Origin of the sequence: Pseudomonas guangdongensis (genome assembly GCF_900105885.1) — a bacterium.
GTDB lineage: Bacteria > Pseudomonadota > Gammaproteobacteria > Pseudomonadales > Pseudomonadaceae > Geopseudomonas > Geopseudomonas guangdongensis.
Genome location: NZ_LT629780.1, coordinates 1,571,397 through 1,594,639, shown reverse-complemented (window position 1 = coordinate 1,594,639; position 23,243 = coordinate 1,571,397). Strand labels below are relative to the sequence as shown.

Genomic DNA, 23,243 nt, shown 5'->3' with positions numbered 1-23,243 from the left:
GACGATGCTGTTCCTGCGCGCCCTGCCGGCCGGTCTGCTGCTGGTGCTCAATACCCTGCTGTGGTGCTGGCCGCTGCTGGCCCTCGCCCTGCTCAAGCCGTTGTTGCGCACGGCGCCCCTGCAACGCCGCCTGCGCCGGGCCATGGGCGGCATCGCCGCGGCCTGGATCGCCGGCAACGGCCTGTGGATGCGTCACCTGGGCCGCTGCCGGGTCCGCGTCGAGGGCCCGCTGGCCAGCGGCCCGGACGACAGCTGCCTGGTGATCAGCAACCACCAGAGCTGGGTGGACATCCTCGTCCTGCAGGGGGTGTTCAACCGCCGCCTGCCGATGCTGCGCTTCTTCCTCAAGCGCGAGCTGATCTGGCTGCCGGTGATCGGCCTGTGCTGCTGGGCGCTGGACTTCCCGTTCATGCAGCGCCACTCGCGCGCCTACCTGGAGCGCCACCCGGAGAAGCGCGGCGAAGACCTGGCCACCACGCGGCGCGCCTGCGCTCGGCTGCGCGGCGTGCCGGTGGCGATCTTCAACTTCGTCGAGGGCACCCGCTTCAGCGCCGCTAAGCAGCGCGACCAGCAGTCGCCCTACCGCCACCTGCTGCGCCCGCGCGCCGGCGGCCTGGCCTTCGCCCTCGACGCCATGGGCGAGCAGCTGCGGGGGCTGGTCGACGTCACCCTGCACTACCCCGACGGTCGCCCGCGCTTCGTCGACCTGCTGGCCGGGCGGGTGCGCCGGGTCGAGGTACGGATCGAGGCGCGGACGATTCCCGAGGAATTCCTCGGCCGCGACTACGCCGGCGACGAGGCCTACCGGCTGCAGTTCCAGCAGTGGCTCAACCAGCTCTGGGCCGCCAAGGACGCCCGCCTGCAGGCGCTGCAGCAGGCCGCCGAGGCCTGAGCGTAGCGCCCCGCCGGCTCAGGCCACCGCGGCCGGCGCCGCCACGCTGCCCTCCGGGCGATAGCCCAGGCGCAGCCCGCCCCAGTGGCGGCCGTGGATGTAGATCGGCACCGACAGGTCGTGCATCAGCTCGCCGGTATCGCGGGTGTAGGTCTGCATCAGCAGCGGCTGCTGGTGGCTGCCGCAGCGGATGCCGGTACGGTCGGTGAACAGCCGCTTGCTGCGGCTGTGCACCATGTCCAGCTGGCGGTCGCCGGTGGGCGCCTTTGCGAAGGCCTGGTTGTGGGTCGGCACATAGCCTTCCGGGGTGCAGGCGATGGCGAACACCACCCCCTCGTGGCGCGTCAGCAGCGGCTCCTGGATGCGCGGCAGGACCTCGTCGGTGAAGCTGTCGAAGCGCGTGCGGTACTTCTGCGGATAGGTGCCGGGGATCGGCTGGTAGTTGCGGTCGAACAGATCGTCGAGGCTGAGCCGCCCGCTCTTGACCGCCGCCTCGAACTGCCGGGCGATGGCCTGCGCGCCTTCGCGGGCGAGGTCGTAGACGCGCTGGTGGTAGTCGTCCAGCGCCACCCCGGCGAGCTGTTCGCTGATCGTCTCGGTCAGTTCCTCCAGCTTCACCGCCTCGCTCTCCAGGCGCCGGGTCTGCTCGTCGCTGGCCGTCAGGTCGTGGCGCACCTGCTCGACCGCCTCGAACAGGCTGCCGAGCTGGCGGCGGTTGTTGTCCGAGCCGGCGGCGATCTCGCTGATCTGCTCCTCGACCCCGGCGGCCAGCGCGGCGATGCTGTCCAGGTGCTGGCCGGCGCGCTCCACCTCGCCGACCCCGGTGACCAGCTCGCCGGACAGCTGGCGGATCTGCTCGACCACCTCGGCGGTCTGGCGCTGGATCTCGCCGATCATCTGGCCGACCTCGGCGGTCGCCGCGGTGGTGCGTCCGGCCAGGCTGCGCACCTCGCCGGCGACCACCGCGAAGCCGCGGCCGTGCTCGCCGGCGCGCGCCGCCTCGATGGCCGCGTTGAGGGCCAGCAGGTTGGTCTGGCTGGCGATCTCCTCGATCACCGCGGTGACCCGCTGGATTTCCTCGCTGCGCCGGCTCAGCGCCTCGATCAGTTCGCGGCTGGCGCCGGCGCGCTGGCGCAGCTGGTGCATGCGGCCGATGGTGTCGCCCAGCACCCGGCGCCCGGCATCGCTGCTCTGCCGCGCCTCGAGCGCGGCTTCCACCGCCTGGCGGCTGAGCGCCGAGGTCTGCGCCTCGGTGGCGATCATCACCTCGGCGCTGTTGACGATGCGCGCCGCCGAGTCGACCTGCGACTCCAGCTTCTGTGCCAGGTGCTGCACCGAGTAGGCCACGCCGGCCGCCGACAGCGCGTTGTGGCTGACCGAATGGGACAGCTCGCGGGCCAGCTGGTGGACATCCACCCCGCGCTCGCCACGGCGCAGCAGCGCGGGCGCCCAGGGCAGCAGCAGGAGCAGCGGCAGACACAGCCACAGGGGCAGCCAGCCCTGCGCCAGCGCGCCGGCCAGCAGGGCGGCGACGATGCCCTGCAGGAAGCGGGGCAGAAGGGAGCGCAAAACCTCGAACGACATGGGGGAACCTCGCTGGGTGCTCGCCACGGCCGCCGCGCCCGCCCGCGCTGAGCGCCGGAGCGGTGGCCGTCATCGGCTTGTTCTTATGCTTTTCCCACTCATTAGGCCGTCTTTGACGGGGGTGCGCCATGGCACCTTGGCAGTAGGCCGCCGCGATGCCCGTGCCTTAATGAGCCGCCCGACTGTACTCCACGACGCGGCGGCGGCAAAACGTTCGAGGCCGCGCCTCAGGCCAGCTCGCCGAACGCCAGACGCAGCCCCAGCGCCACCAGCACCGCGCCCATCGCCCGGTCGAACCAGTGGCCCATGCGCATGAACCCGGCGCGCACCCGCGCCTGGCTGAACAGCAGCGCCACCAGGCAGAAGAACGCCGCGGTGGCGCAGGCCAGGTAGAGCCCGTAGCCGGCCTGCACCGCGCGCGGGGTGTGCGGGTCGATCACCACCGAGAACAGCGAGAGGAAGAACAGCGTGGCCTTGGGATTCAGCGCATTGGTCAGGAAGCCGCTGGCGAAGGCGCCGCGGCCGCTGCGCGCCGCGCCGTCGCCCAGCGCTTCGAGCAGCGCCGGATCGGCCGGCCGGGCACGCAGGGCGCGCACGCCGATGTACAGCAGGTAGCCCGCCGCCAGCCACTTGAGCAGGGTGAACAGGGTCAGCGACTGCGCGACGATCAGGCCGATGCCCAGCAGCGAGTAGGCGACGTGCAGGGAAATCCCGCAGCCCACCCCGAGCGCGGTGCAGATCCCCGCGCGTCGGCCGTGGCTGACGCTCTCGCGGATCACCACGGCGAAATCCGGCCCGGGGCTGGCCACGGCGAGCAGATGGATCAGCGCCACGGTGAGAAATTCCGTCCAGTACATGCAGACTCCTTGCAGGGGAAAGGGCCGGGCGCGCGGCGCACCGACGACAGCGACGCGAGCGGGCCGCAGGAGGCGCGCCGGCCGCGGGCTGACCGGGCGCAGGGCTTTGCGCTAGCCTGCGCGATGATAACGCGCCGGCGCTCCGGCGCCCTCCCCCACGCCTGCTGGAGCCGTCCATGATCCGCGCCGTCTTCCTCGACCATCCCTCCCTCGACCTCGGCGACCTCGACCTGGCGCCGCTGCGCGCCAGCTTCGACGAACTGGTGCTGCACGCCCACACCGCCGCCGAGCAGGTGGCCGAGCGGCTGGCCGGCGCGCAGGTGGCGATCAGCAACAAGGTGACGCTGGACGCCGCCACCTTCGCCGCCTGCCCCGAACTGCGCCTGGTGCTGATCTCCGCCACCGGCACCAACAACGTCGACCTGGCCGCCGCCCGCGCCCACGGCGTTACCGTGTGCAACTGCCAGGGCTACGGCACGCCCTCGGTGGCCCAGCACACCCTGATGCTGCTGCTCGCCCTGGCCACCTCGCTGCCCGACTACCAGCGCGCGGTACGCGCCGGGCGCTGGCAGCAGGCCAGCCAGTTCTGCCTGCTCGACTTCCCCATCGTCGAGCTGGAGGGCAAGACCCTCGGCCTGCTAGGCCACGGCGAGCTGGGCAGCGCGGTGGCGCAGCTGGCGCGCGCCTTCGGCATGCGCGTGCTGCTCGGCCTGCTGCCCGGCCGCCCCGCTCACGATGGCCGCCTGCCGCTGGACCAGCTGCTGCCGCAGGTCGATACGCTGACCCTGCACTGCCCGCTGACCGAGCAGACCCGCCACCTGATCGGCGCGCGCGAGATCGCCCTGATGAAGCCTGGCGCCTTCCTGGTCAACACCGCGCGCGGCGGGCTGGTCGACGAACAGGCGCTGGCCGACGCCCTGCGCGCCGGGCATCTGGGCGGCGCGGCCTGCGACGTGCTCGGCGTCGAGCCGCCCAGGGACGGTAATCCGCTACTCGCCCCGGACGTGCCGCGCCTGATCGTCACCCCGCACAGCGCCTGGGGCAGCCGCGAGGCGCGCCAGCGCATCGTCGCCCAGCTGGCGGAGAACGCCGCGGCCTTCTTCAACGGCGAGCCGATGCGCGTGGTGTCGTAGGACGGAACGCCGCCGGCGTTTCACGGCCGCGCCGGCAGCGGGAAAGTGCGGCGCAGCACCCCACGGATGGAGCGGGCCTGCGGCCGCTGCCCTCCCGACGCCGCCATGGGTTTGCCAGCCGTCCGTGCTTTGCCTAATCTGCCCGCCTTTTGTTCCGGAGATTGCCCATGGATCCGCGTAGCGAAGTGCTGTTGCGTCAGGCCGAACTGTTCGCAGGCAAAGTGCTGCTCGCCGGCCTGCCGGCCGATGGCCTGCTCGGCGAGCTGCCTGAGGCCCATGGCTGGAGCTGGCACTGGGACGAGCACAGCGCCGTCGCCGCGCGCCATCCGGGGCGCTGCCAGTTCGGCACCCAGGTGCCGGCGCAGGCGTTCGCCGCCGCCGTGCTGTTCCTGCCCAAGTCGCGCGAGCTGACCGACTACCTGCTCGCCGCCCTGGCCGCGCGCCTGCCCGGCGCGCCGCTGTATCTGGTCGGCGAGAAGCGCGCCGGCATCGAGCGCGCGGCCAAGCAGCTGCAGCCCTTCGGCCGCCCGCGCAAGCTGGACAGTGCGCGCCACTGCCAGCTGTGGCAGGTGACGGTCGAGCAGGTGCCGGCGGCGCCGGAGCTGGAAACCCTCGCACGCCGCTATCCGGTGGCCACGACGGATGGCGAGCTGCAGGTGGTCAGCCTGCCCGGCGTGTTCAGCCACGGCCGCCTGGACGTCGGCTCGCGCCTGCTGCTGGAGCATCTGGACGGTCTGCCCGAAGGCGCGGTGCTCGACTTCGGCTGCGGCGCCGGAGTGCTCGGCGCCGCGCTGCAGCGCCACTATCGGCACAGTGCGCTGCATCTGCTCGACGTCGACGCCTTCGCGGTGGCCAGCAGCCGCCTGACCCTGGCGGCCAACGGCCTGGCCGGCGAAGTCATCGCCGGGCGTGGCATCGCCGATGCGCCGCACGATCTGGCCGCCATCGTCAGCAACCCGCCGTTCCACCAGGGCGTGCACACCGACTACCAGGCCACCGAGCAGCTGCTGCGCGATGCCGCCCGCCACCTGCGCCCCGGCGGCGAGCTGCGCCTGGTGGCCAACAGCTTCCTGCGCTACGCGCCGCTGATCGAGCAGCACCTCGGCCCCTGTACGGTGCTGGCCGAGCGCGACGGCTTCCGGGTGTACTCGGCGCGGCGCGCCTAACCTGCTGCAGGGTGGGCAGCGGCGCAGCCTTGTCCACCCTGCGGCAACGCGGCCCACAGGCTGGAAAACCCGCTCCGCGACTTCCAGCCATCGTGCAAGCGCTGGAAAAGGCCTGCGGTCGTTTTCCACACGCCAGACTTCCACACCCTACGCCTTGCCCACCCCGCCCTGCTTGGGCACAATGCGCCCCGTCCTGAGGGAGTAGTCTGCCGCCGAGCGATTCGGTGGCGTACGCGTCAACACACTTGGTCCGCAGACCATGGCGCGCACAACCCGCACCGGCCCGCCCGGCGCCGCGGTTCGACAAGACTCATGACACTCACAAGCCGACCCGGGGCGGGCAGGCTGTGCGTGTCATGCCGTCATTGTCCCGCCCCTCTGGAATCCTCGATGGAAGCCCTGCAATCCCTGTTCGTCCCCACCGGCCTGGTCGCCCTCGCCGAGATCGGCGACAAGACCCAACTCCTCGCCCTGCTGCTCGCCGCCCGCTTCCGCCGGCCCTGGCCGATCATCTGGGGCATCCTGGTCGCCACCGTCGCCAACCACTTCGCCGCCGGCGCCATCGGCAAGTGGGTCGCCTCGTTCTTCAGCGAGGCCACCCTGAGCTGGATCCTCGCCGCCTGCTTCCTCGCCGTGGCCGCCTGGACGCTGATCCCCGACCACATCGACGAGGACGAGGAGGCCTCGCACTTCAAGCGCTACGGGCCGTTCCTCACCACCACCATCGCCTTCTTCATCGCCGAGATGGGCGACAAGACGCAGATCGCCACGGTGATGCTGGCCGCCCAGTACCCGCACTTCTGGCTGGTGGTGATCGGTACCACCCTGGGCATGCTGATCGCCAACGTGCCGGTGGTGCTGGCCGGGCACTTCTCCGCCGACAAGCTGCCGCTGACCCTGATCCACCGCATCGCCGCGCTGTGCTTCCTCGCCCTGGCCGGCTACGCCGCCTGGAACGCCGCGACGCTGAGCGGCTGGCTGGGCTGAGGCGCCGCGGGGATGGGCGGCACTCCGCCCATCCCCGACGCGGCCGTTCCACCTCCGTCCGATAGCCGAATGGCGACCGACGGCTTACCCTCTCGGTCTCTGGGGGAATCCAACGGAGTACCAGCATGTCCCGCCTCGCGCGCATTCCACTGTTCACTGCCTGGCGCCAGACGCGCCGGGCCGGCTACACGCGCCAGGCGCTGCGCGGCGACATCCTCGCCGGCCTGACCGTCGGCATCATCGCCATCCCGCTGGCCATGGCGCTGGCCATCGCGGTCGGCGCGCCACCGCAGCACGGCCTGTACACCGTGCTGGTCGCCGCGCCGCTGATCGCCCTGAGCGGCGGTTCGCGCTTCAACGTCTCCGGGCCCACCGCAGCTTTCGTGGTGATCCTCCTGCCGATCGTCCAGCAGCACGGGCTGTCCGGCCTGCTGCTGTGCAGCATGCTCGCCGGGCTGATCCTGATCGCCCTCGGCCTGCTGCGCGCCGGGCGGCTGATCCAGTTCGTGCCCTACCCGGTGACCCTCGGCTTCACCGCCGGCATCGGCATCGTCATCGCCGGCCTGCAGCTCAAGGACGCCCTCGGCCTCAGCGTCGCCAGCAGCGCCACCCACTTCCCCGAGCAGATGTACGACCTGGCGCTGGCCCTGCCAACCGCCCATGCCGGCGATGCGCTGGTCGCCGCCGCCACCCTCGGCGTGCTGATCGCCTGGCCGCGCCTGGTGCCCAAGGTGCCGGGGCACCTGGCGGCGCTGGCGGTCGGCACCCTGCTCGGCCTGCTGCTGGAATTCGGCGGCCTGTCGGTGGCGACCCTCGGCGAGCGCTTCAGTTATACGGTGGACGGCGTCGTCCACGCCGGCATCCCGCCGTACCTGCCGGGCTTCGCCCTGCCCTGGCAACTGCCGGACGCCGCGCCGCTGAGCCTGGCGCTGATCCGCGAGCTGCTCGCCCCGGCGATGGCCATCGCCATGCTCGGCGCCATCGAATCGCTGCTCTGCGCGGTGGTCGCCGACGGCATGAGCGGCAGCAAGCACGACTCCAACGGCGAGCTGATCGGCCAGGGCCTGGGTAACCTGATCGCCCCGCTGTTCGGCGGCATCACCGCCACCGCGGCGATCGCCCGCACCGCCGCCAGCGTGCGCGCCGGGGCCTTCTCGCCGCTGGCAGCGGTGATCCACGCCGGCGTGGTGCTGGCCGCCATGCTGCTGCTCGCGCCGCTGTTCAGCTACCTGCCGATGGCCGCGCTGGCCGCGCTGCTGCTGATGGTGGCGTGGAACATGGCCGAGGCGCCCCATGTGCTGCACACCCTGCGCATCGCCCCGCGCAGCGACGTGCTGGTGCTGCTCACCTGCCTGGTGCTGACCGTGGCCTTCGACATGGTGCTGGCGGTCGGCGCCGGCCTGCTGCTGGCCGCCGGGCTGTTCATCCGCCAGATGAGCGCGCTGACCGATACCGCGCCGCTGCCGCGGCACTTCCACCAGGCGCTGCACGACCTGCCCGAGCAGGTCGCCGCCTACGCGATCCGCGGCCCGCTGTTCTTCGGCGCGGCGGAGAAGGCACTGAACACCCTGTGCCGCTTCACCCCGGGGCTGAAGGTGGTGATCGTCGACCTGAGCGCGGTGCCGCTGCTGGACATGACCGCGCTGGCGGCGCTGGACACCGTGCTGCGCGAGTTCCGCCGCCACGGCGTGGGCCTGGTGCTCAGCGGCACCAGCTCGCGGGTGCGCCTGCAGCTGCGCCGCGCCGGCATCCACCTGCACAGCCAGCAGCTGGCCTACGTGCAGAACCTCGACCAGGCGCGCGGCAAGGCCATGCGCTGGCTTGAGGAGAAGTCGGACTCGACGGTCGCCAGCGAATCCGTATAGGAAAGCTGCGCGCCCCCCGCTGCAAGCGCAACGGGCAAACTGACGACGGGAGGCGCCGTGAACCCATCCATGGGGGCTTCACGGCGTCATCCATGACGCCGAGACTCCCGCCATCAGCCTGCCCGCCGCGCAGTGGGCATTCGCGGCAGTGCGTTTACATGCCCTTGACCGCAAAGATCCCCGGCGCGTTGCGCCAGTAGCCCTTGTAGTCCATGCCGTAGCCGAAGATGTAGCGGTCGATGCAGGGCAGGCCGACGTAGTCGGCGTTCATGTCCGGGCGCGCCTTGCGGTCGTGCTCCTTGTCGATCAGCACTGCGGTGTGCACCGCGCGGGCGCCGGCGTGCTTGCAGTAGTCGACGATCGCCGCCAGGGTGTGGCCCTCGTCGAAGATGTCGTCGACGATCAGCACGTCGCGGTCGACCATCGACAGCTCCGGCTTGGCCTTCCAGAACAGCTCGCCGCCGCTGGTCTCGCCGCGGTAGCGGGTGGCGTGCAGGTAGGACTGCTCCAGCGGGAAGTCGAGCAGCGGCAGCAGCTTGCCGGCGAAGATCAGCCCGCCGTTCATCACGCAGAACACCAGCGGATCGCGCTCGGCCAGGTCGCGGTTGATCTCCCCGGCCATCCGCGCGATGGCGGCGTCCAGTTCCTCGGCGGTGTACAGGCAGTCGGCTTCCGCCATCACCTGGCGAATGTGAGCGAGATCGACGGACATGGCAGGTCTCCGGAAAGATGGGCCCGTGCGGGCAGGCAAAGGGGCGCAAAGGTACTGATCCGCCGCCCGTCCGGCAAGCCTCGGCGGACGGGCGCGGCCGACGATCCCGCCATAGCCGGGGGACGAGCGCAGCGGCGTCCGCCGGGGCGTGCGGCCAGCGGCCGGCGGATGCTTTACTCTATGCCACCTTCCCCCATTCCCGCCGGAGACCCGCCGCCATGCCCGTGCATGAAATTCGCCACCCGCTGATCCGCCACAAGCTCGGCCTGATGCGCCGCGCCGACATCAGCACGAAGAATTTCCGCGAGCTGGCCCAGGAGCTGGGTGCGCTGCTGACCTACGAGGCCACCCAGGACCTGCCGCTGGAGGAGACGAGCATCGAGGGCTGGTGCGGCAAGGTGCCGGTCGAGCGCATCGCCGGCAAGAAAATCACCGTGGTGCCGATCCTGCGCGCCGGCATCGGCATGCTCGACGGCGTGCTCAGCCTGATCCCCAGCGCCAAGGTCAGCGTCATCGGCCTGGCGCGCAACGAGGAAACCCTCGAAGCGCAGACCTACCTGGAGAAGCTGGTGCCGGAGATCGACCGCCGCCTGGCGATGATCGTCGACCCGATGCTGGCCACCGGCGGCTCGCTGATCGCCACCATCGACCTGCTCAAGCAGGCCGGCTGCAAGGAGATCCGCGCCCTGGTGCTGGTCGCCGCGCCCGAGGGCATCCGGGCGGTCGAGGCGGCCCACCCGGACGTGCGCATCTATACCGCGGCCATCGACGAGCGCCTCGATGCCCATGGCTACATCGTTCCCGGCCTGGGCGATGCCGGCGACAAGATCTTCGGCACCCGACAAAAGGCTAGTTGATCGCCGCCGCGCCCCGCCGGCTACATCCCCGGTAACACAGCACGCCATCGGCGCGGGTTGAGCCGCAGGGACGCCTTCGGGATACTGCGCAACCTGCCCGGGCGGCACTCTGCCACCGGACCCATCGCCAGCCCCGCCGCGGGACCGGCTGTCGTGCCCGAACCACTCCGCCAGTGAGGGATTGCCATTGTCCACCCAAGCCGCCAAACCGAAGCTGAAACTCAGCGATCTGCTCTGGACGCTGATCGGTCTTGGCGCCGTGGTGCTGTCCTGCTTCCTGCTCTATCACGAGCTGCACAACGTCTCCCTCAACGAGGTGGCCGGCAGCCTGAGGGCCATCTCGGGACAGAGCTGGCTGCTGGCCAGCGCGGCGACCCTGGGCGCCTACTGCGCCCTGGCCTGGTACGACCACATCGCCCTGGCCCACCTGGGCAAGCGGATTCCCTGGCGCTTCATCACCCTGTGCTCCTTCACCACCTACGCCCTGGCCCACAACATCGGCGCCTCGGTGTTCTCCGGCGCGGTGGTGCGCTACCGCGCCTACCGCAGCAAGGGCCTGACGCCCCACGAGATCGGCCTGCTGATCGTCTTCTGCTCCTTCACCTTCGGCCTCGGCACCCTGCTGGCCAGCGGCTGCGTGCTGATCCTCCACCCGCCGCTGGTCGAGCAGATGCTCAAGCTGCCGCCGGCGGTTTCGGTGGCCAGCGGCACGCTGCTGCTACTGCTGATCGGCCTCTACGTGCTCGGCTCCTGGCGCCGCTTCAAGCCCTGGACGCTGGGCAAGCTGCATGTGGAATACCCGCGCCTGGGCATCGTCGGCCGCCAGCTGCTGGCCGGCCCGCTGGAGCTGCTGTGCGCCGCGGCGATCATCTACTTCGTCCTGCCGGCCGAACACAATCCGGGCTATGTGGTGGTGCTCGGCGCCTTCCTCGCCTCCTTCTCCCTGGCCCTGCTCTCCCACGCCCCCGGCGGGCTCGGCGTGCTGGAAGTGACCTTCATGGCCGCGCTGCCGGGGGTACCGGCGGTCGACGTGCTGGCCGCGCTGATCGTGTTCCGCGCCCTCTACCTGCTGCTGCCGTTCGCCCTGTCGCTGCTGGTGGTGCTGGGCTTCGAGTGGTGCCAGTGGCACCGCAAGCGCGACCTGGACGCCGACGCCGCGCCGCTCGCCCCGCCCCGCCGCGACTGAGCGCCGCCGGCATCGTGCGCGGGCGCCGGCGCGAATGCCTTATCATCGACCGGCCCGCAGACCACCTCGCCCGCCATCGCCGGGCCCTCGACGGACAAGACCCAGAGCATGACCGACTCGCCCCGCCCCACCCACAAGCCGCGCCCGCTGATCGACCTGGCGGTGAGCATCCTGCTGCCCTCGGCGGTGCTGATGAAGCTGAGCAGCCCCGAGCGCCTCGGCGCCGACGGCGCGCTGCTGCTGGCGCTGGCCTTCCCGCTGGGCTGGGGCGCCTTCGAGCTGCTGCGCTACCGCAAGTTCAACTTCATCGCCCTGCTCGGCCTGGCCAGCGTGCTGCTCACCGGCGGCATCGGCCTGCTGCAGCTGGACAGCCGCTGGCTGGCGATCAAGGAGGCGACCATCCCGGGGATCATCGGCCTGGCCGTGCTGTTCTCCGCGCGCACCCGCAAGCCGCTGATCCACAGCCTGCTGTACAACGACAAGGTGCTCGACGTGGCGCGCATCCAGGCGCAGCTGGAGGCCCGCGGCCAGCGCGCGGCCTTCGAGCGCCGCCTGCTGCGCGCCACCTACTGGCTGAGCGGCACCTTCTTCTTCTCCGCGGCGATGAACTACGTCCTCGCCCGCTGGCTGGTCACCAGCCCGGCCGGCAGCGAGGCGTTCAACGCCGAGCTGGCGCGGATGAACCTGCTCAGCTACCCGATGATCGCCATCCCCTCGATGCTGATGATGCTGGGCATCCTCTACTACCTGTGGCGCACCATCCACGACCTCACCGGGCTGGGCCTGGAGGAGATCATGGCCGCGCAGCACCGCGACAAGCCGTAGGGCACTCCGCCCCATCGACCCGCCTGCTGCGGGGCTGCGGCCCCTCCCTAGCTGTCGGCGCCTGCCGGAGTCCGGACCAAACGAAGGCGCCACAGCCACCGCACAACCGCGGCGGCCCGCGGCGCGCAGCGCACCCGGCCCAGTGCATGGGATTGTCCGCTGAAAACGACCGAGCGGCGCCCATTCGGCGCCGCTCTCGCATAGAATGCGCGGCCGTTTTTCCCGGAGCCGCCTCCCATGACCCTCGCCTCGCCTGCCCGCGCCTGCGGCATCGACTTCGGCACCTCCAACTCCACCGTCGGCTGGCTGCGCCCCGGAGCCGGCAACCTGATCGCCCTGGAGGACGGCAAGGACACCCTGCCCTCGGTGCTGTTCTTCAACTTCGAGGAGCAGCGCCCGGCCTTCGGCCGCCAGGCCCTCGGCGAATACCTCGACGGCTACGAGGGGCGCCTGATGCGCTCGCTGAAGAGCCTGCTCGGCTCGCCGCTGCTGGGCAGCGCCACCACCGTGCTGGGTAGCGCCCTACCGTTCACCCAGATCCTCGGCCTGTTCCTCGGCGAACTGAAGCAGCGCGCCGAGGCCGCCGCCGGCCGCGACTTCGAGCAGGCGGTACTGGGCCGTCCGGTGTTCTTCGTCGACGACGACCCGGCCGCCGACCGCGAGGCCGCCGACACCCTGGCCCAGGTCGCCCGCGAGCTGGGCTTCAAGGACATCTCCTTCCAGTACGAGCCGATCGCCGCGGCCTTCGACTACGAGTCCACCCTGGACCGCGAGGAACTGGTGCTGATCGTCGACATCGGCGGCGGCACCTCGGACTTCTCGCTGGTGCGCCTGTCCCCTGAGCGCCGCCTGCGCGCCGAGCGCCAGAGCGACATCCTCGCCACTGGCGGCATCCACATCGGCGGCACCGACTTCGACCGCCTGCTCAGCCTGGCCGGAGTGATGCCGCTGTTCGGCCACGGCAGCCTGATGAAGAGCGAGGCGCCGATGCCCACCAGCCACCACATCAACCTGGCCACCTGGCACACCATCAACGCGGTCTATGCGCAGAAATCGAAACTGGCCCTGCAGAGCATGCGCTACGACATCCAGGACCCCACCGGCATCGACCGCCTGCTGCGCCTGATCGAGCAGCGCGCCGGCCACTGGCTGGCGATCCAGGTGGAGGACAGCAAGATCGCCCTCACCGACGGCGAGCGGCACAGCATCGACTTCGCGCGGATCGAGCCGGGCCTGCGCGCCGACCTCGACCGCCCGCTGTTCGACGCCGCCATCGCCCCGTCGCTGACCCGCATCAATGCCAGCATCGGACGATTGCTGGAGGATGCCGGCGTGCGTCCCGAACAGGTCGACAGCCTGTTCTTCACCGGCGGCTCCAGCGGCATTCCCGCCCTGCGCCAGTGCGTGGCCGGCCTGCTGCCCAACGCCCGCGCGGTGGAAGGCAACCGCTTCGGCAGCATCGGCAGCGGTCTGGCCATCGAGGCCCACAAGCGCTACGGCTGATCGGCGGCAAGCTCTGACGAAACCCTGTCGGGAAAAACAAAATGTGCTACAAGGACCCCGACAGCGGCACCGCGATCCGTCAAGACCCTGACGCCAGAGCCGCCGCGCACCCCAGCACCACCCCCGGCCTGTACTCGACTTCTCCAGAATGCAGCAGCACTGCACAAGGCTGAACACCCGATGGCGATGACCGAAACGACCCTGCTGCGCCTGCAGTTCCTTGGCATGCTGGCCTTGGTGCTGATCCTCACCCTCGGGCTGGGCACCTACTTCACCCTGCACCAGACCCACAGCTACCGCGAGGAAAGCGCCACCCTGGAGGCGACCATCCTCGGCGAGCAGCAGGCCCGCCTGGCGTCGTCGCTGGACACCCTCCACGACCAGCTGCAGCAGATCCGCGCCAGCACCGAGGCGGTGCTCAAGCGCGACATCCGCCAGCAGGTCGACCAGGCCCTGCAGATCGCCCACGCCATCCACGCCCGCGAACAGGGCCGGCGTCCGGAGGAGGAAATCCGCCAGTTGATCGTCGAGACCCTGCGTCCGCTGCGCTTCTACGACGGCCGCGGCTACTTCTTCATCGACGACCTGGCCGGCAACTGCGTGCTGCTGCCCACCGCCCCCGAGCGCGAAGGCAGCTCGCTGCTCGACAACCGCGACGACAACGGCCACTACATCATGCGCGGCCTGCTCGACGCGGTGGCCAACCCCGAGGGCCGCGGCTTCTCCCGCTACCGCTGGTACGCCCCGGAAAATCCGCAGGCGATGGCCGACAAGATCGCCTACGTGCGCCTGTTCGAGCCGTTCGGCTGGCTGATCGGCACCGGCGAATACCTCAGCACCATCGAGCGCGAACTGCAGCAGCAGGCCCTGGAGCAGCTGCGCGCCACGCGCATCGGCCTCGACGGCTATGTGGCGGTGATCCACCGCGACGGCCGCGTGCTGCTCTCGCCCAGCAACCCCGCCGCCGAAGGCCGCCATTACAGCGAGCTGCCGCCGGCCGAGCAGGCGGTGATCCGCGCCATCCTCGACGCCAGCGCCGCCGGCGGCGGCTTCACCCGCTACGACTGGCACGAGCGCAACGACAGCGAACTCAAGCCGCGCCTGGCGATGGTCAGCAATCAGGAGGACTGGAACTGGGTGCTGGTCACCAGCCTGTCCCTCGACGAGCTGCATGTCAGCCTGGCCAAGCGCCAGGAGCGCCTGGAGGAGAACATGCGCAGCGGCCTGCTGACCACCGCCGCGGCACTGGTGCTGGCCCTCGCCCTGGCGCTGGCCTTCGCCCTGCTGATCAAGCGCTGGCTGACCCGGCGCTTCGACCAGTACCACGCCGACATCGCCGCCAGCAACGACCGCCTGCGGGTCTGGGCCGAGTCCGACCCGCTGACCCAGCTGCCCAACCGCACCCTGCTGCGCAGCCGCCTGGACGGCGCGATCCTCAACGCCCAGCGCGAGGACAGCAAGCTGGCCCTGCTGTTCATCGACCTCGACCGCTTCAAGAACATCAACGACTCCCTCGGCCACGCCATCGGCGACAACCTGCTGATCGAGGTCTCGCGCCGGCTGGCCGGTGCGGTGCGCACCAGCGACACGGTCAGCCGCCTGGGCGGCGACGAGTTCGTGGTGCTGGTCGAGCACCTGCAGCAGGCCGAGCAGGCCGCCCAAGTGGCCGACAAGCTGCTGCAGGCCACCAACGGCCAGTACGACATCGCCGGCCACGAGCTGGCGGTGACCCTGAGCATCGGCATCGCCCTCTACCCTTCCGACGGCAGCGACGCCGAGACCCTGCTGAAGAACGCCGACGCCGCCATGTACCACGCCAAGGCGCTGGGGCGAAACAACTACCAGTTCTTCACCGCGGCGATGAACGCCCGGGTACGCGAGCACCTGGAGGTGGAGAACCGCCTGCGCCAGGCGCTGTCGCGCAGCGAGCTGACCCTGCATTACCAGCCGCAGTTCGACCTAGCCAGCGGCGCGCTGGTCGGCTGCGAGGCGCTGATGCGCTGGCACAACCCGATCCTCGGCCAGGTGTCGCCGGACAAGTTCATCGGCGTCGCCGAGGACAGCGGGCTGATCCTGCACCTGGGCGAGTGGGCGCTGTTCGAGTCCTGCCGCCAGGTGATGGACTGGGAACACCAGGGCCTGCCGGGGCTGAACGTGGCGGTCAACGTCTCCGCCGTGCAGTTCCGCCACGCCGACCTGCCGGCCCAGGTGCAGGCGGCGCTGGAGCAGAGCGGCCTGCCGGCCGAGCGCCTGGAGCTGGAGCTGACCGAGAGCGTGCTGGCGGAGAACCGCGAGCAGGTGCGCATCACCCTCGACCGCCTCAAGCAGCTGGGCGTGCGCCTGGCGATGGACGACTTCGGCACCGGCTACTCCTCGCTCAGCTACCTCAAGCACTTCAAGCTCGACACCCTGAAGATCGACCGCGCCTTCATCAGCGACCTGCCCGGCTGCGACGATCACGCCGCCCTGGCGGTGGCGATCATCGGCATGGCCGAGGCGCTGGGCATGACCTGCATCGCCGAGGGCATCGAGAACGCCGACCAGCACGACTTCCTGCGCTGGCACGGCTGCGCGGTGGGTCAGGGCTTCCTGTTCTCCCGCCCGCTCAGCGCGCCGGACATGGCCGCGCTGCTGGAACGGCGCGGCGAGGCCGCGCCGCACGGTGCGCCGGCCGCAGCACTCAGGCCGGCTGCGGCAGTCGCCGACAGAGACTGATCAGCGCGCTCACCCATTGCGGGTGATCGTTGAGGCAGGGCACCAGGATCAGGTCGTCGCCGCCGGCGGCACGGAACGCCGCGCGGCCCTCGTCGCCGATCTCCTCCAGGGTCTCGATGCAGTCGGCGACGAACGCCGGGCACATCACCAAGAGCTTCTTCACTCCGCGCGCGGCCAGCGCCTCGATGGTCGCGTCGGTGTAGGGCTCGATCCACTTGGCGCGCCCCAGCCGCGACTGGAAGGACACCGACCAGCGTTCGGCATCCAGCTCCAGCGCGTGCGCCAGGCCGCTGCTGGTGCGCATGCACTGCGCCCGGTAGCAGCTGTCGAGGATCGCCCCGCTGGCGCGCTGGCAGCAGTCGGCGCCCTTCAGGCAGTGGCTGCCGGTCGGATCGCTCTTGTGCAGGTGGCGCTCGGGCAGGCCGTGGTAGCTGAGCAGCAGATGGTCGTAGCCCTGCTCCAGATAGGGCCGCGCGCTTTCCGCCAGCGCCGCCAGGTACTCGGGCTGTTCGTAGAAGGGCGGCAGGATGTCCAGCGCGAAGGGCAGGCGCTGCTGGCGCATCACCCGCCGGGCCTCCTCGATCACCGTGGTCACCGTGCTGTCGGCGAACTGCGGGTACAGCGGCACCAGGGTGACCCGACGCACGCCGCGCTGCGCCAGCCCCTGCAGGCTGCGCTCGATGGACGGCTCGCCGTAGCGCATCGCCAGCTCCACCGGCCCGTCCGTCCACTGCTCGGCGACCTTCGCCTGCAGGCGCCGGCTGAGCACCACCAGCGGCGAGCCCTCCTCCCACCAGATCGAACGGTAGGCCTCGGCCGAGGCCGCCGGGCGGCGGATCAGGATCAGCGACACGATCAGCCGGCGCAGCGGCCAGGGCACATCGATCACATAGGGGTCCATGAGGAACTGGTTGAGGTAGCGGCGCACGTCGGCCACCTCGGTGGAAGCCGGCGAGCCGAGGTTGACCAGCAGCAGAGCGTGATCGGTCATGCGGTGTCCTTAGTCGGGGCGACCCAGCAGATCGGCGAGCGCCGCATCCAGGTCGGGGAAACGAAAACGGTAGCCGGCCTCCAGGGCACGGCGCGGTTGCAGGTGCTGGCCGCCGAGCAGCAGCCCGGACATCTCGCCCAGCGCCAGGCGCAGCGCCCAGGCCGGCGCCGGCAGGCAGGCCGGGCGATGCAGGGCGCGGGCCAGCGCGCGGGTGAACTCGGCATTGCGCACCGTCTGCGGCGCGCAGGCATTATAAGGACCGGCACAGTCCTCGTGCTGCAGCAGGAAGTCGATCAGCCCGACCTCGTCGTCCAGATGGATCCACGGCATCCACTGCCGGCCGCTGCCCAGCCGGCCACCCAGGCCCAGGCTGAACGGCAGGCGCAGGCGCGCCAGCATGCCGCCGGCCGGAGCCAGCACCGGCGCGGTGCGCAGGCGGATCACCCGGATGCCCAGCGCCTCGGCGCGCTGCGCGGCCTCTTCCCAGGCGAAGCACAGCTGGCTGCCGAAGTCCTCGTTGCCGGCCGCGCTGTCCTCGTCGAGCAGGCGCTCGCCGCCGTCGCCGTACCAGCCCACCGCCGAGCCGGACAGCAGCACCCGCGGCGGGCGGGCCAGCGAGCCCAGCCAGTCCACCAGGTGCTCGGTCAGCTCGATGCGGCTGCTCCACAGCAGCTGCCGCCGCGCGCTGGTCCACGGCCGGTCGGCGATCGGCGCGCCGGCCAGGTTGACCACCGCATCCGGCGGCTCGGCGCCGCTCAGCGCCTCCAGGCGGTCGATGCCGCGCGCGCCGCTGCACAGGCCGGGCACTTCCTGGGGGCGCCGGCTCCAGACGATCAGCTCGTGCCCCTGCGACTTCCAGTGGCGGCACAGGGCCCGGCCGATCAGGCCGGTGCCGCCGGTCAGCAAAATGCGCATCGCCGTGTCTCCTTATTGATCCATGGGCGTCCGCCCTGAGTCTGGTCCACACTGGAATTACCGGCCAGGCCGCAGGCCTGCGAGCATTCCGGGTTCATGGCTGGATTGGACCAGATACATTTGTACACCTCAAGAGACTTGTACAACTTGAGTCCAAGGATTAGCCTGCAGTCCCAGCATTCGAGGTGACGTCATGAACACTCCCATCGCCATCATCGGCAGCGGCATGGCCGGTCTGTCGGCGGCCCACGCCCTTGCGGCGGCGGGCCTCAACGTTCAGCTGTTCGACAAGAGCCGCGGCAGTGGCGGGCGCATGTCGAGCAAGCGCTGCGACGTCGGCGATCTCGATCTGGGTGCCCAGTATTTCACCGCCCGCGACCGCCACTTCGTCGAGGCGGTGCGCCAATGGCAGGAAAACGGCTGGCTGGCGGAATGGAAGCCGGCGCTCTACCAGTCCCAGGGCGGCCAGCTCAGCCTGTCGCCGGACACCCAGCAGCGCTTCGTCGGCGTGCCGCGGATGAGCGCGCTGACCCGCCAGCTGCTCGGCGACCTGCCGGCGACCTTCGCCTGCCGGATCACCGAGGTATTCCGCGGCGAGCGCCACTGGCACCTGGTCGACGCCGACGGCCAGAGCCACGGCCCGTTCAGCAAGGTGGTGGTCGCGGTGCCGGCGCCCCAGGCCGTCGCCCTGCTCAGCGCCGCGCCCAAGCTGGCCAGCGCCGTGGCCAGCGCCACCATGGAGCCGGTGTGGGCGGTGGCGCTGAGCTTCGCCCGCGCACTGGACACCCCGGTGGAAGGCTGTTTCGTACAGGACAGCCCGCTCGACTGGCTGGCGCGCAACCGCAGCAAGCCCGGCCGCGCCGTCGGCATGGACAGCTGGGTGCTGCACGCCAGCAGCGCCTGGAGCCGCCAGCACCTGGACCTGCCCCGCGAGGCGGTGATCGAGCAGCTGCGCTGCGCCTTCGCCGAACTGCTCGGCTGCGCGGTCCCGGAGGCCGACTTCGCCCTCGCCCACCGCTGGCTGTACGCCCGTCCGGCGCAGGGTCACCAGTGGGGCGCGCTGGCCGATGCCGACCTGGGCCTCTACGTCTGCGGCGACTGGTGCCTGTCCGGTCGCGTCGAGGGCGCCTGGCTGAGCGGCCAGGAAGCTGCCCGCCGCCTGCTCGAACACGCCGCCTGAACCCGGCGGACACCCGGCACAGCCGCCCGGTGTCCGCTCCCATCTCCCTGCCGACCAGCCACCATGCATCGCATCAACCCCGCCAAGCTGCACCTGTCGAAATGGACCGCCGTCCAGCCGCGCAACCGCGAGAAGCATTTCCTGGTCACCGAGCTGTACCGCGACGAGGAAGGCACGGTGCTGGAAGTCGAACTGCAGGCGGTGCTGAGCGGGCGCAGCCGGCGCTGCGACTGGCGCGAGCTGCGCGACGAGGCCACCTGGAAGATGGGCTGGCAGTAGAGCGGCCGTCGTGGTGGCGCCCTGGCCCTGCCGAAATACTACAAATCTTGTACAAGGTATTTGACTTGTACAACGCAAGGTCTACTATTGCAGCAGGGTTGTACAGAAACCGTTTCCTGTACAGGCTGCAGTAGCCACCTCCTCAGGCGTGTCCTCCCCCGCAGGCCTGATCTGCAGCCTGTACCTTTTATCCTCGGGTACACGCCATGACCGTCGCACCGACCACCGCCCCGATTCCGCGCCTCACCCTGGCCATCAGCGCCTGCCTGCTCGGCAACGAGGTGCGCTACAACGGCGGGCACAAGCAGTCGCAACTGTGCAGCCAGGTGCTCGGCCGGCATTTCGACTTCCGCCCGCTGTGCCCGGAAGTGGCCATCGGCCTGGGCACTCCCCGCGAGCCGATCCGCCTGGTCGGCGATCCCGCCGCGCCGCGCGCGGTGGGCACCGTCACCCGCGAGCGCGACGTCACGGCGCCACTGGCCGACTACGGCACGCGGATGGCCGCCGAACTGGGGGACATCAGCGGCCTGATCGTCATGCAGAAATCCCCCTCCTGCGGCATGGAGCGGGTCAAGGTCTACCAGGACAACGGCCGCCCCGCCGAGCACGGCAGCGGCATCTTCACCGCCACCTTCGCCCGCCTGCGCCCGGAGCTGCCGATCGAGGAAGACGGCCGCCTCAACGACCCGGTGCTGCGCGAGAACTTCATCAGCCGCGTCTACGCCTACGGCGACTGGCAGCGCCTGTGCCGCGAGGGCCTGACCCGCAAGGCGATCATCGCCTTCCACTCGCGGCACAAGTACCTGCTGATGGCCCACAACCCGCTCAAGTACCGCGAGCTGGGCCGCCTGCTGGCCGGCATCGGCGACCACGACCCGGCCGAGTTCGGCCCGCGCTACTTCGCCGCGCTGATGGCGGCGCTGAAGCGCTGCGCCACCCGCGGCACCCACGCCAACGTGCTGCAGCACCTGTCCGGCTACCTGCGCCGCGCCCTGCCCGGCGAGGAGCGCCGCGAGATCCAGCAGCTGATCGAGCAGTACCGCAGCGGCACCGTGCCGCTGGTGGTGCCGCTGACCCTGCTCAAGTACCACTTCCGCCGCCACCCGCACCACTACATCGCCCTGCAGGCCTATATGCAGCCGCACCCCGAAGACCTCAGCCTGCGCAACGCCATCTGAGCGGAGACCTGCCGATGCACGACGACGCCCCACTGCTCGCCGCCGACGACGCCCCGCTCAGCGCCGAGGAACGCGCCGAAGGCTGGCTGCCGATCCGCGAGGTGGCCCGCCGCACCGGGGTCAACCCGGTGACCCTGCGCGCCTGGGAGCGCCGCTACGGACTGATCGTCCCGCAGCGCACCGCCAAGGGCCATCGCCTCTATGGCCAGGCCCACGTCGAGCGCGTGCAGGCGATCCTCACCTGGCTCAACCGCGGCGTAGCGGTCGGCCAGATCCGCGCCCTGCTCGACCACGACAGCCCGCCGGCCGGTAGCGCCGACGGCCCCTGGGAGCAGCTGCGCGGCGAACTGCTGGAGGCCGTCGCCGGCCTCGCCGAGCGGCCGCTGGACGATGCCTACAACCGCGCCCTGGCCCTCTACCCGCCGCAGACCCTGTGCCGCCACCTGCTGCTGCCGCTGCTCGACGAGCTGGAGCAGCGCTGGCAGGGCCAGTTCGGCGCCGCCCTGGAGCGGGTGTTCTTCCGCTCCTGGCTGCGCAGCAAGCTCGGCGCGCGGGTCTACCACAACAACCGCCAGCAACAGGGCGCGCCGGTGCTGCTCGCCAACCTCTCCGAACTGCCGATGGAGCCTGGCCTGTGGCTGTGCGCCTGGCTGCTCAGCGACAGCCAGTGCGCGGTCGAGGTGCTCGACTGGACCCTGCCGACCGGCGAACTGAACCTCGCCGTCGAGCGCGTCCGGCCGCGCGCCCTGCTGCTGTATTCCAGCCAGGCGCTGGAGGCCACCCAGTTGCGCCGTCAGCTGCCGCGCCTGCACGCCGCCTGCGCGGTGCCGCTGCTGCTGGCCGGCCCGGCGGTGCAGATCCACCGCGACGAACTGGCCGCCTTCGAACACCTGACGCTGGCCGACTCGCCCCTCGACGCCCACCACTTCCTGCAGCAGCGCGGGCTGCTCGCCGCTCCCTGAGGATTGCCCGATGACCCGACTGGTCTGGCTGCGCAACGACCTGCGCGCCCACGACAACACCGCCCTGGCTCGCGCCGCCGCGCAAGGCGACGGCTCGCTGCTGGCGCTCTGGCTGATCTCCCCCGGCCAGTGGCGCGCGCACGACGATGCGCCGGCCAAGGTGGACTTCTGGCTGCGCAACCTCGCCGAACTGGGCAAGACCCTCGCCGCGCTGAACATCCCGCTGCTGCTGCGCCATGCCGAACACTGGGACGACGCCCCCGGCGTGCTGCTGGAGCTGTGCCGCGAGCACGGCGTGCGCAGCGTCCACGTCAACGCCGAATACGGCGTCCACGAACAGCGCCGCGACCAGGCGGTACAGGCCGCCCTGCAGGGCGCCGGGATCGCCTGGCACAGCCACCTAGACCAGATCCTGTTCCAGCCCGGCAGCCTGCTGACCAAGAGCGGCGGCTACTTCCAGGTGTTCAGCCAGTTCCGCAAGCGCTGCTACGCCGAGCTGGCCGCGCATCTGCCGACGCTTCAACCGCTGCCGGCGATCCAGCCGCCGTGCGCCATCGCCAGCGATCCCGTGCCGGCGGCCGTCGACGGCTTCGCTGCGCCGGGCGACGCGCTGCGCCAGCTGTGGCCGGCCGGCGAGGCGGCGGCGCACCGGCGCCTGAGCGCCTTCGCCGACCAGCACCTGGAGTGGTACGACGGCCAGCGCGACTTCCCCGCCCAGCCCGGCACCAGCCGGCTGTCGGCCTATCTGGTCGCCGGCGTGCTGTCGCCGCGCCAGTGCCTGCACGCGGCGCTGGCGATCAACGCCGGCGAGTTCGCCAGCGGCAATCCCGGGGTGGTCAGCTGGATCAACGAGATGCTCTGGCGCGAGTTCTACAAGCACATCCTGGTCGGTTACCCGCGGGTGTCGATGGGCCGCGCCTTCCGCACCGAGACCGAGGCGCTGGCCTGGCGCGAGGCGCCGGCCGACCTCGCCGCCTGGCAGCAGGGCAACACCGGCATTCCCATCGTCGATGCGGCGATGCGCCAGCTCTCGGCCACCGGCTGGATGCACAACCGCCTGCGCATGATCGTCGCCATGTTCCTGACCAAGAACCTCTTGATCGACTGGCGCCACGGCGAGCGCTGGTTCATGCAGAACCTGATCGACGGCGATCTGGCCGCCAACAACGGCGGCTGGCAGTGGAGCGCCTCCACCGGCACCGACGCCGCGCCCTACTTCCGCATCTTCAACCCGCTGACCCAGTCGGAGAAGTTCGATCCGGACGGCGCCTTCATCCGCCAGTGGGTGCCCGAGCTGGCCGGCCTGAACAAGCGCGACATCCACAACCCGGCGGCCCTCGGCGGGCTGTTCGGCGCCCCCGATTACCCGCGCCCGATCGTCGACCTGGCCCGCTCGCGCGAGCGGGCGCTGGCGGCGTTCAAGGCACTGGACCAGACCCCGGCCTGAGGCGCCTGC

General features: G+C 70.9%; 20 protein-coding genes. 15 read left to right on the top strand and 5 right to left on the bottom strand.

Annotated elements, in window-relative coordinates; translation table 11 throughout:
- The first annotated feature begins 4 nt into the window (after positions 1–4).
- Positions 5–892 (top strand): acyltransferase, encoded by an 888-nt coding sequence (locus BLU22_RS07705; RefSeq protein WP_090213387.1) that lies wholly within the window; start codon positions 5–7, stop codon positions 890–892.
- A gap of 18 nt (positions 893–910) precedes the next feature.
- Here BLU22_RS07705 and BLU22_RS07700 read toward each other — a convergent pair whose 3' ends face one another.
- Positions 911–2,476, bottom strand: a complete 1,566-nt coding sequence (locus BLU22_RS07700) for a methyl-accepting chemotaxis protein (protein WP_090213386.1) — start codon at positions 2,474–2,476, stop codon at positions 911–913.
- A 227-nt stretch (positions 2,477–2,703) separates the two neighbouring features.
- Positions 2,704–3,333 (bottom strand): LysE family transporter, encoded by a 630-nt coding sequence (locus BLU22_RS07695; protein ID WP_090213384.1) that lies wholly within the window; start codon positions 3,331–3,333, stop codon positions 2,704–2,706.
- 176 nt (positions 3,334–3,509) lie between these two features.
- Between BLU22_RS07695 and BLU22_RS07690 the strand changes: the two genes are divergently transcribed.
- The 4 genes from BLU22_RS07690 (at position 3,510) to dauA (ending at position 8,484) form a co-directional block, all read left to right on the top strand.
- Positions 3,510–4,466, top strand: coding sequence for a 2-hydroxyacid dehydrogenase (locus BLU22_RS07690; RefSeq protein WP_090213383.1), 957 nt, complete (start codon positions 3,510–3,512; stop codon positions 4,464–4,466).
- Between the two features lie 167 nt (positions 4,467–4,633).
- Positions 4,634–5,632: a class I SAM-dependent methyltransferase gene (locus BLU22_RS07685; protein WP_090213381.1), complete on the top strand. Its 999-nt coding sequence runs from the start codon at positions 4,634–4,636 to the stop codon at positions 5,630–5,632.
- A 399-nt stretch (positions 5,633–6,031) separates the two neighbouring features.
- A complete protein-coding gene (locus BLU22_RS07680) occupies positions 6,032–6,619 on the top strand; it encodes a TMEM165/GDT1 family protein (RefSeq protein ID WP_090216322.1) in 588 nt (195 codons plus the stop codon).
- Between the two features lie 125 nt (positions 6,620–6,744).
- Positions 6,745–8,484 (top strand): C4-dicarboxylic acid transporter DauA, encoded by a 1,740-nt coding sequence (dauA, locus tag BLU22_RS07675; protein WP_090213379.1) that lies wholly within the window; start codon positions 6,745–6,747, stop codon positions 8,482–8,484.
- A 154-nt stretch (positions 8,485–8,638) separates the two neighbouring features.
- On the opposite strand, the gene BLU22_RS07670 is transcribed toward dauA, so the two are convergent.
- Positions 8,639–9,196 carry a hypoxanthine-guanine phosphoribosyltransferase gene (locus BLU22_RS07670; RefSeq protein WP_090213377.1) on the bottom strand — a complete coding sequence of 186 codons (558 nt, stop codon included), beginning with the start codon at positions 9,194–9,196 and terminating at the stop codon, positions 8,639–8,641.
- Positions 9,197–9,414: 218 nt separating this feature from the next.
- Here BLU22_RS07670 and upp point away from each other — a divergent pair, with 218 nt between their 5' ends.
- The 5 genes from upp (at position 9,415) to BLU22_RS07645 (ending at position 16,282) form a co-directional block, all read left to right on the top strand.
- Positions 9,415–10,053 carry a uracil phosphoribosyltransferase gene (upp, locus tag BLU22_RS07665; RefSeq protein WP_090213376.1) on the top strand — a complete coding sequence of 213 codons (639 nt, stop codon included), beginning with the start codon at positions 9,415–9,417 and terminating at the stop codon, positions 10,051–10,053.
- Positions 10,054–10,240: 187 nt separating this feature from the next.
- On the top strand, positions 10,241–11,239 hold the full coding sequence (locus tag BLU22_RS07660) for a lysylphosphatidylglycerol synthase transmembrane domain-containing protein (protein WP_090213374.1): 999 nt from the start codon (positions 10,241–10,243) through the stop codon (positions 11,237–11,239).
- A 108-nt stretch (positions 11,240–11,347) separates the two neighbouring features.
- On the top strand, positions 11,348–12,064 hold the full coding sequence (locus BLU22_RS07655) for a VC0807 family protein (protein ID WP_090213373.1): 717 nt from the start codon (positions 11,348–11,350) through the stop codon (positions 12,062–12,064).
- 237 nt (positions 12,065–12,301) lie between these two features.
- Positions 12,302–13,567: an Hsp70 family protein gene (locus tag BLU22_RS07650; protein WP_090213371.1), complete on the top strand. Its 1,266-nt coding sequence runs from the start codon at positions 12,302–12,304 to the stop codon at positions 13,565–13,567.
- Between the two features lie 180 nt (positions 13,568–13,747).
- Positions 13,748–16,282 (top strand): cache domain-containing protein, encoded by a 2,535-nt coding sequence (locus BLU22_RS07645; protein ID WP_090213369.1) that lies wholly within the window; start codon positions 13,748–13,750, stop codon positions 16,280–16,282.
- Here BLU22_RS07645 and hemH read toward each other — a convergent pair.
- Positions 16,248–17,273: a ferrochelatase gene (gene hemH / locus BLU22_RS07640; protein WP_090213367.1), complete on the bottom strand. Its 1,026-nt coding sequence runs from the start codon at positions 17,271–17,273 to the stop codon at positions 16,248–16,250. The two genes, BLU22_RS07645 and hemH, sit on opposite strands and share 35 nt — an antisense overlap.
- A gap of 9 nt (positions 17,274–17,282) precedes the next feature.
- On the bottom strand, positions 17,283–18,188 hold the full coding sequence (locus tag BLU22_RS07635; RefSeq protein ID WP_090213365.1) for a TIGR01777 family oxidoreductase: 906 nt from the start codon (positions 18,186–18,188) through the stop codon (positions 17,283–17,285).
- Positions 18,189–18,381: 193 nt separating this feature from the next.
- On the opposite strand from BLU22_RS07635, the gene BLU22_RS07630 reads away from it, so the two are divergent.
- From BLU22_RS07630 to phrB, 5 genes are all read left to right on the top strand, one after another.
- Positions 18,382–19,368: an NAD(P)/FAD-dependent oxidoreductase gene (locus tag BLU22_RS07630; protein ID WP_090213363.1), complete on the top strand. Its 987-nt coding sequence runs from the start codon at positions 18,382–18,384 to the stop codon at positions 19,366–19,368.
- Between the two features lie 63 nt (positions 19,369–19,431).
- Positions 19,432–19,647 (top strand): TIGR02450 family Trp-rich protein, encoded by a 216-nt coding sequence (locus tag BLU22_RS07625; RefSeq protein ID WP_090213362.1) that lies wholly within the window; start codon positions 19,432–19,434, stop codon positions 19,645–19,647.
- A gap of 206 nt (positions 19,648–19,853) precedes the next feature.
- Positions 19,854–20,825 (top strand): YbgA family protein, encoded by a 972-nt coding sequence (locus BLU22_RS07620; RefSeq protein ID WP_090213360.1) that lies wholly within the window; start codon positions 19,854–19,856, stop codon positions 20,823–20,825.
- A 14-nt stretch (positions 20,826–20,839) separates the two neighbouring features.
- The gene (locus tag BLU22_RS07615; protein WP_090213358.1) at positions 20,840–21,787 is read left to right on the top strand and encodes a MerR family transcriptional regulator; all 948 of its coding nucleotides are present in this window, start codon (positions 20,840–20,842) and stop codon (positions 21,785–21,787) included.
- A gap of 10 nt (positions 21,788–21,797) precedes the next feature.
- Complete coding sequence (gene phrB, locus BLU22_RS07610) at positions 21,798–23,234, top strand: deoxyribodipyrimidine photo-lyase (protein ID WP_090213356.1); 1,437 nt, start codon at positions 21,798–21,800, stop codon at positions 23,232–23,234.
- The last annotated feature ends 9 nt before the right edge of the window (positions 23,235–23,243 follow it).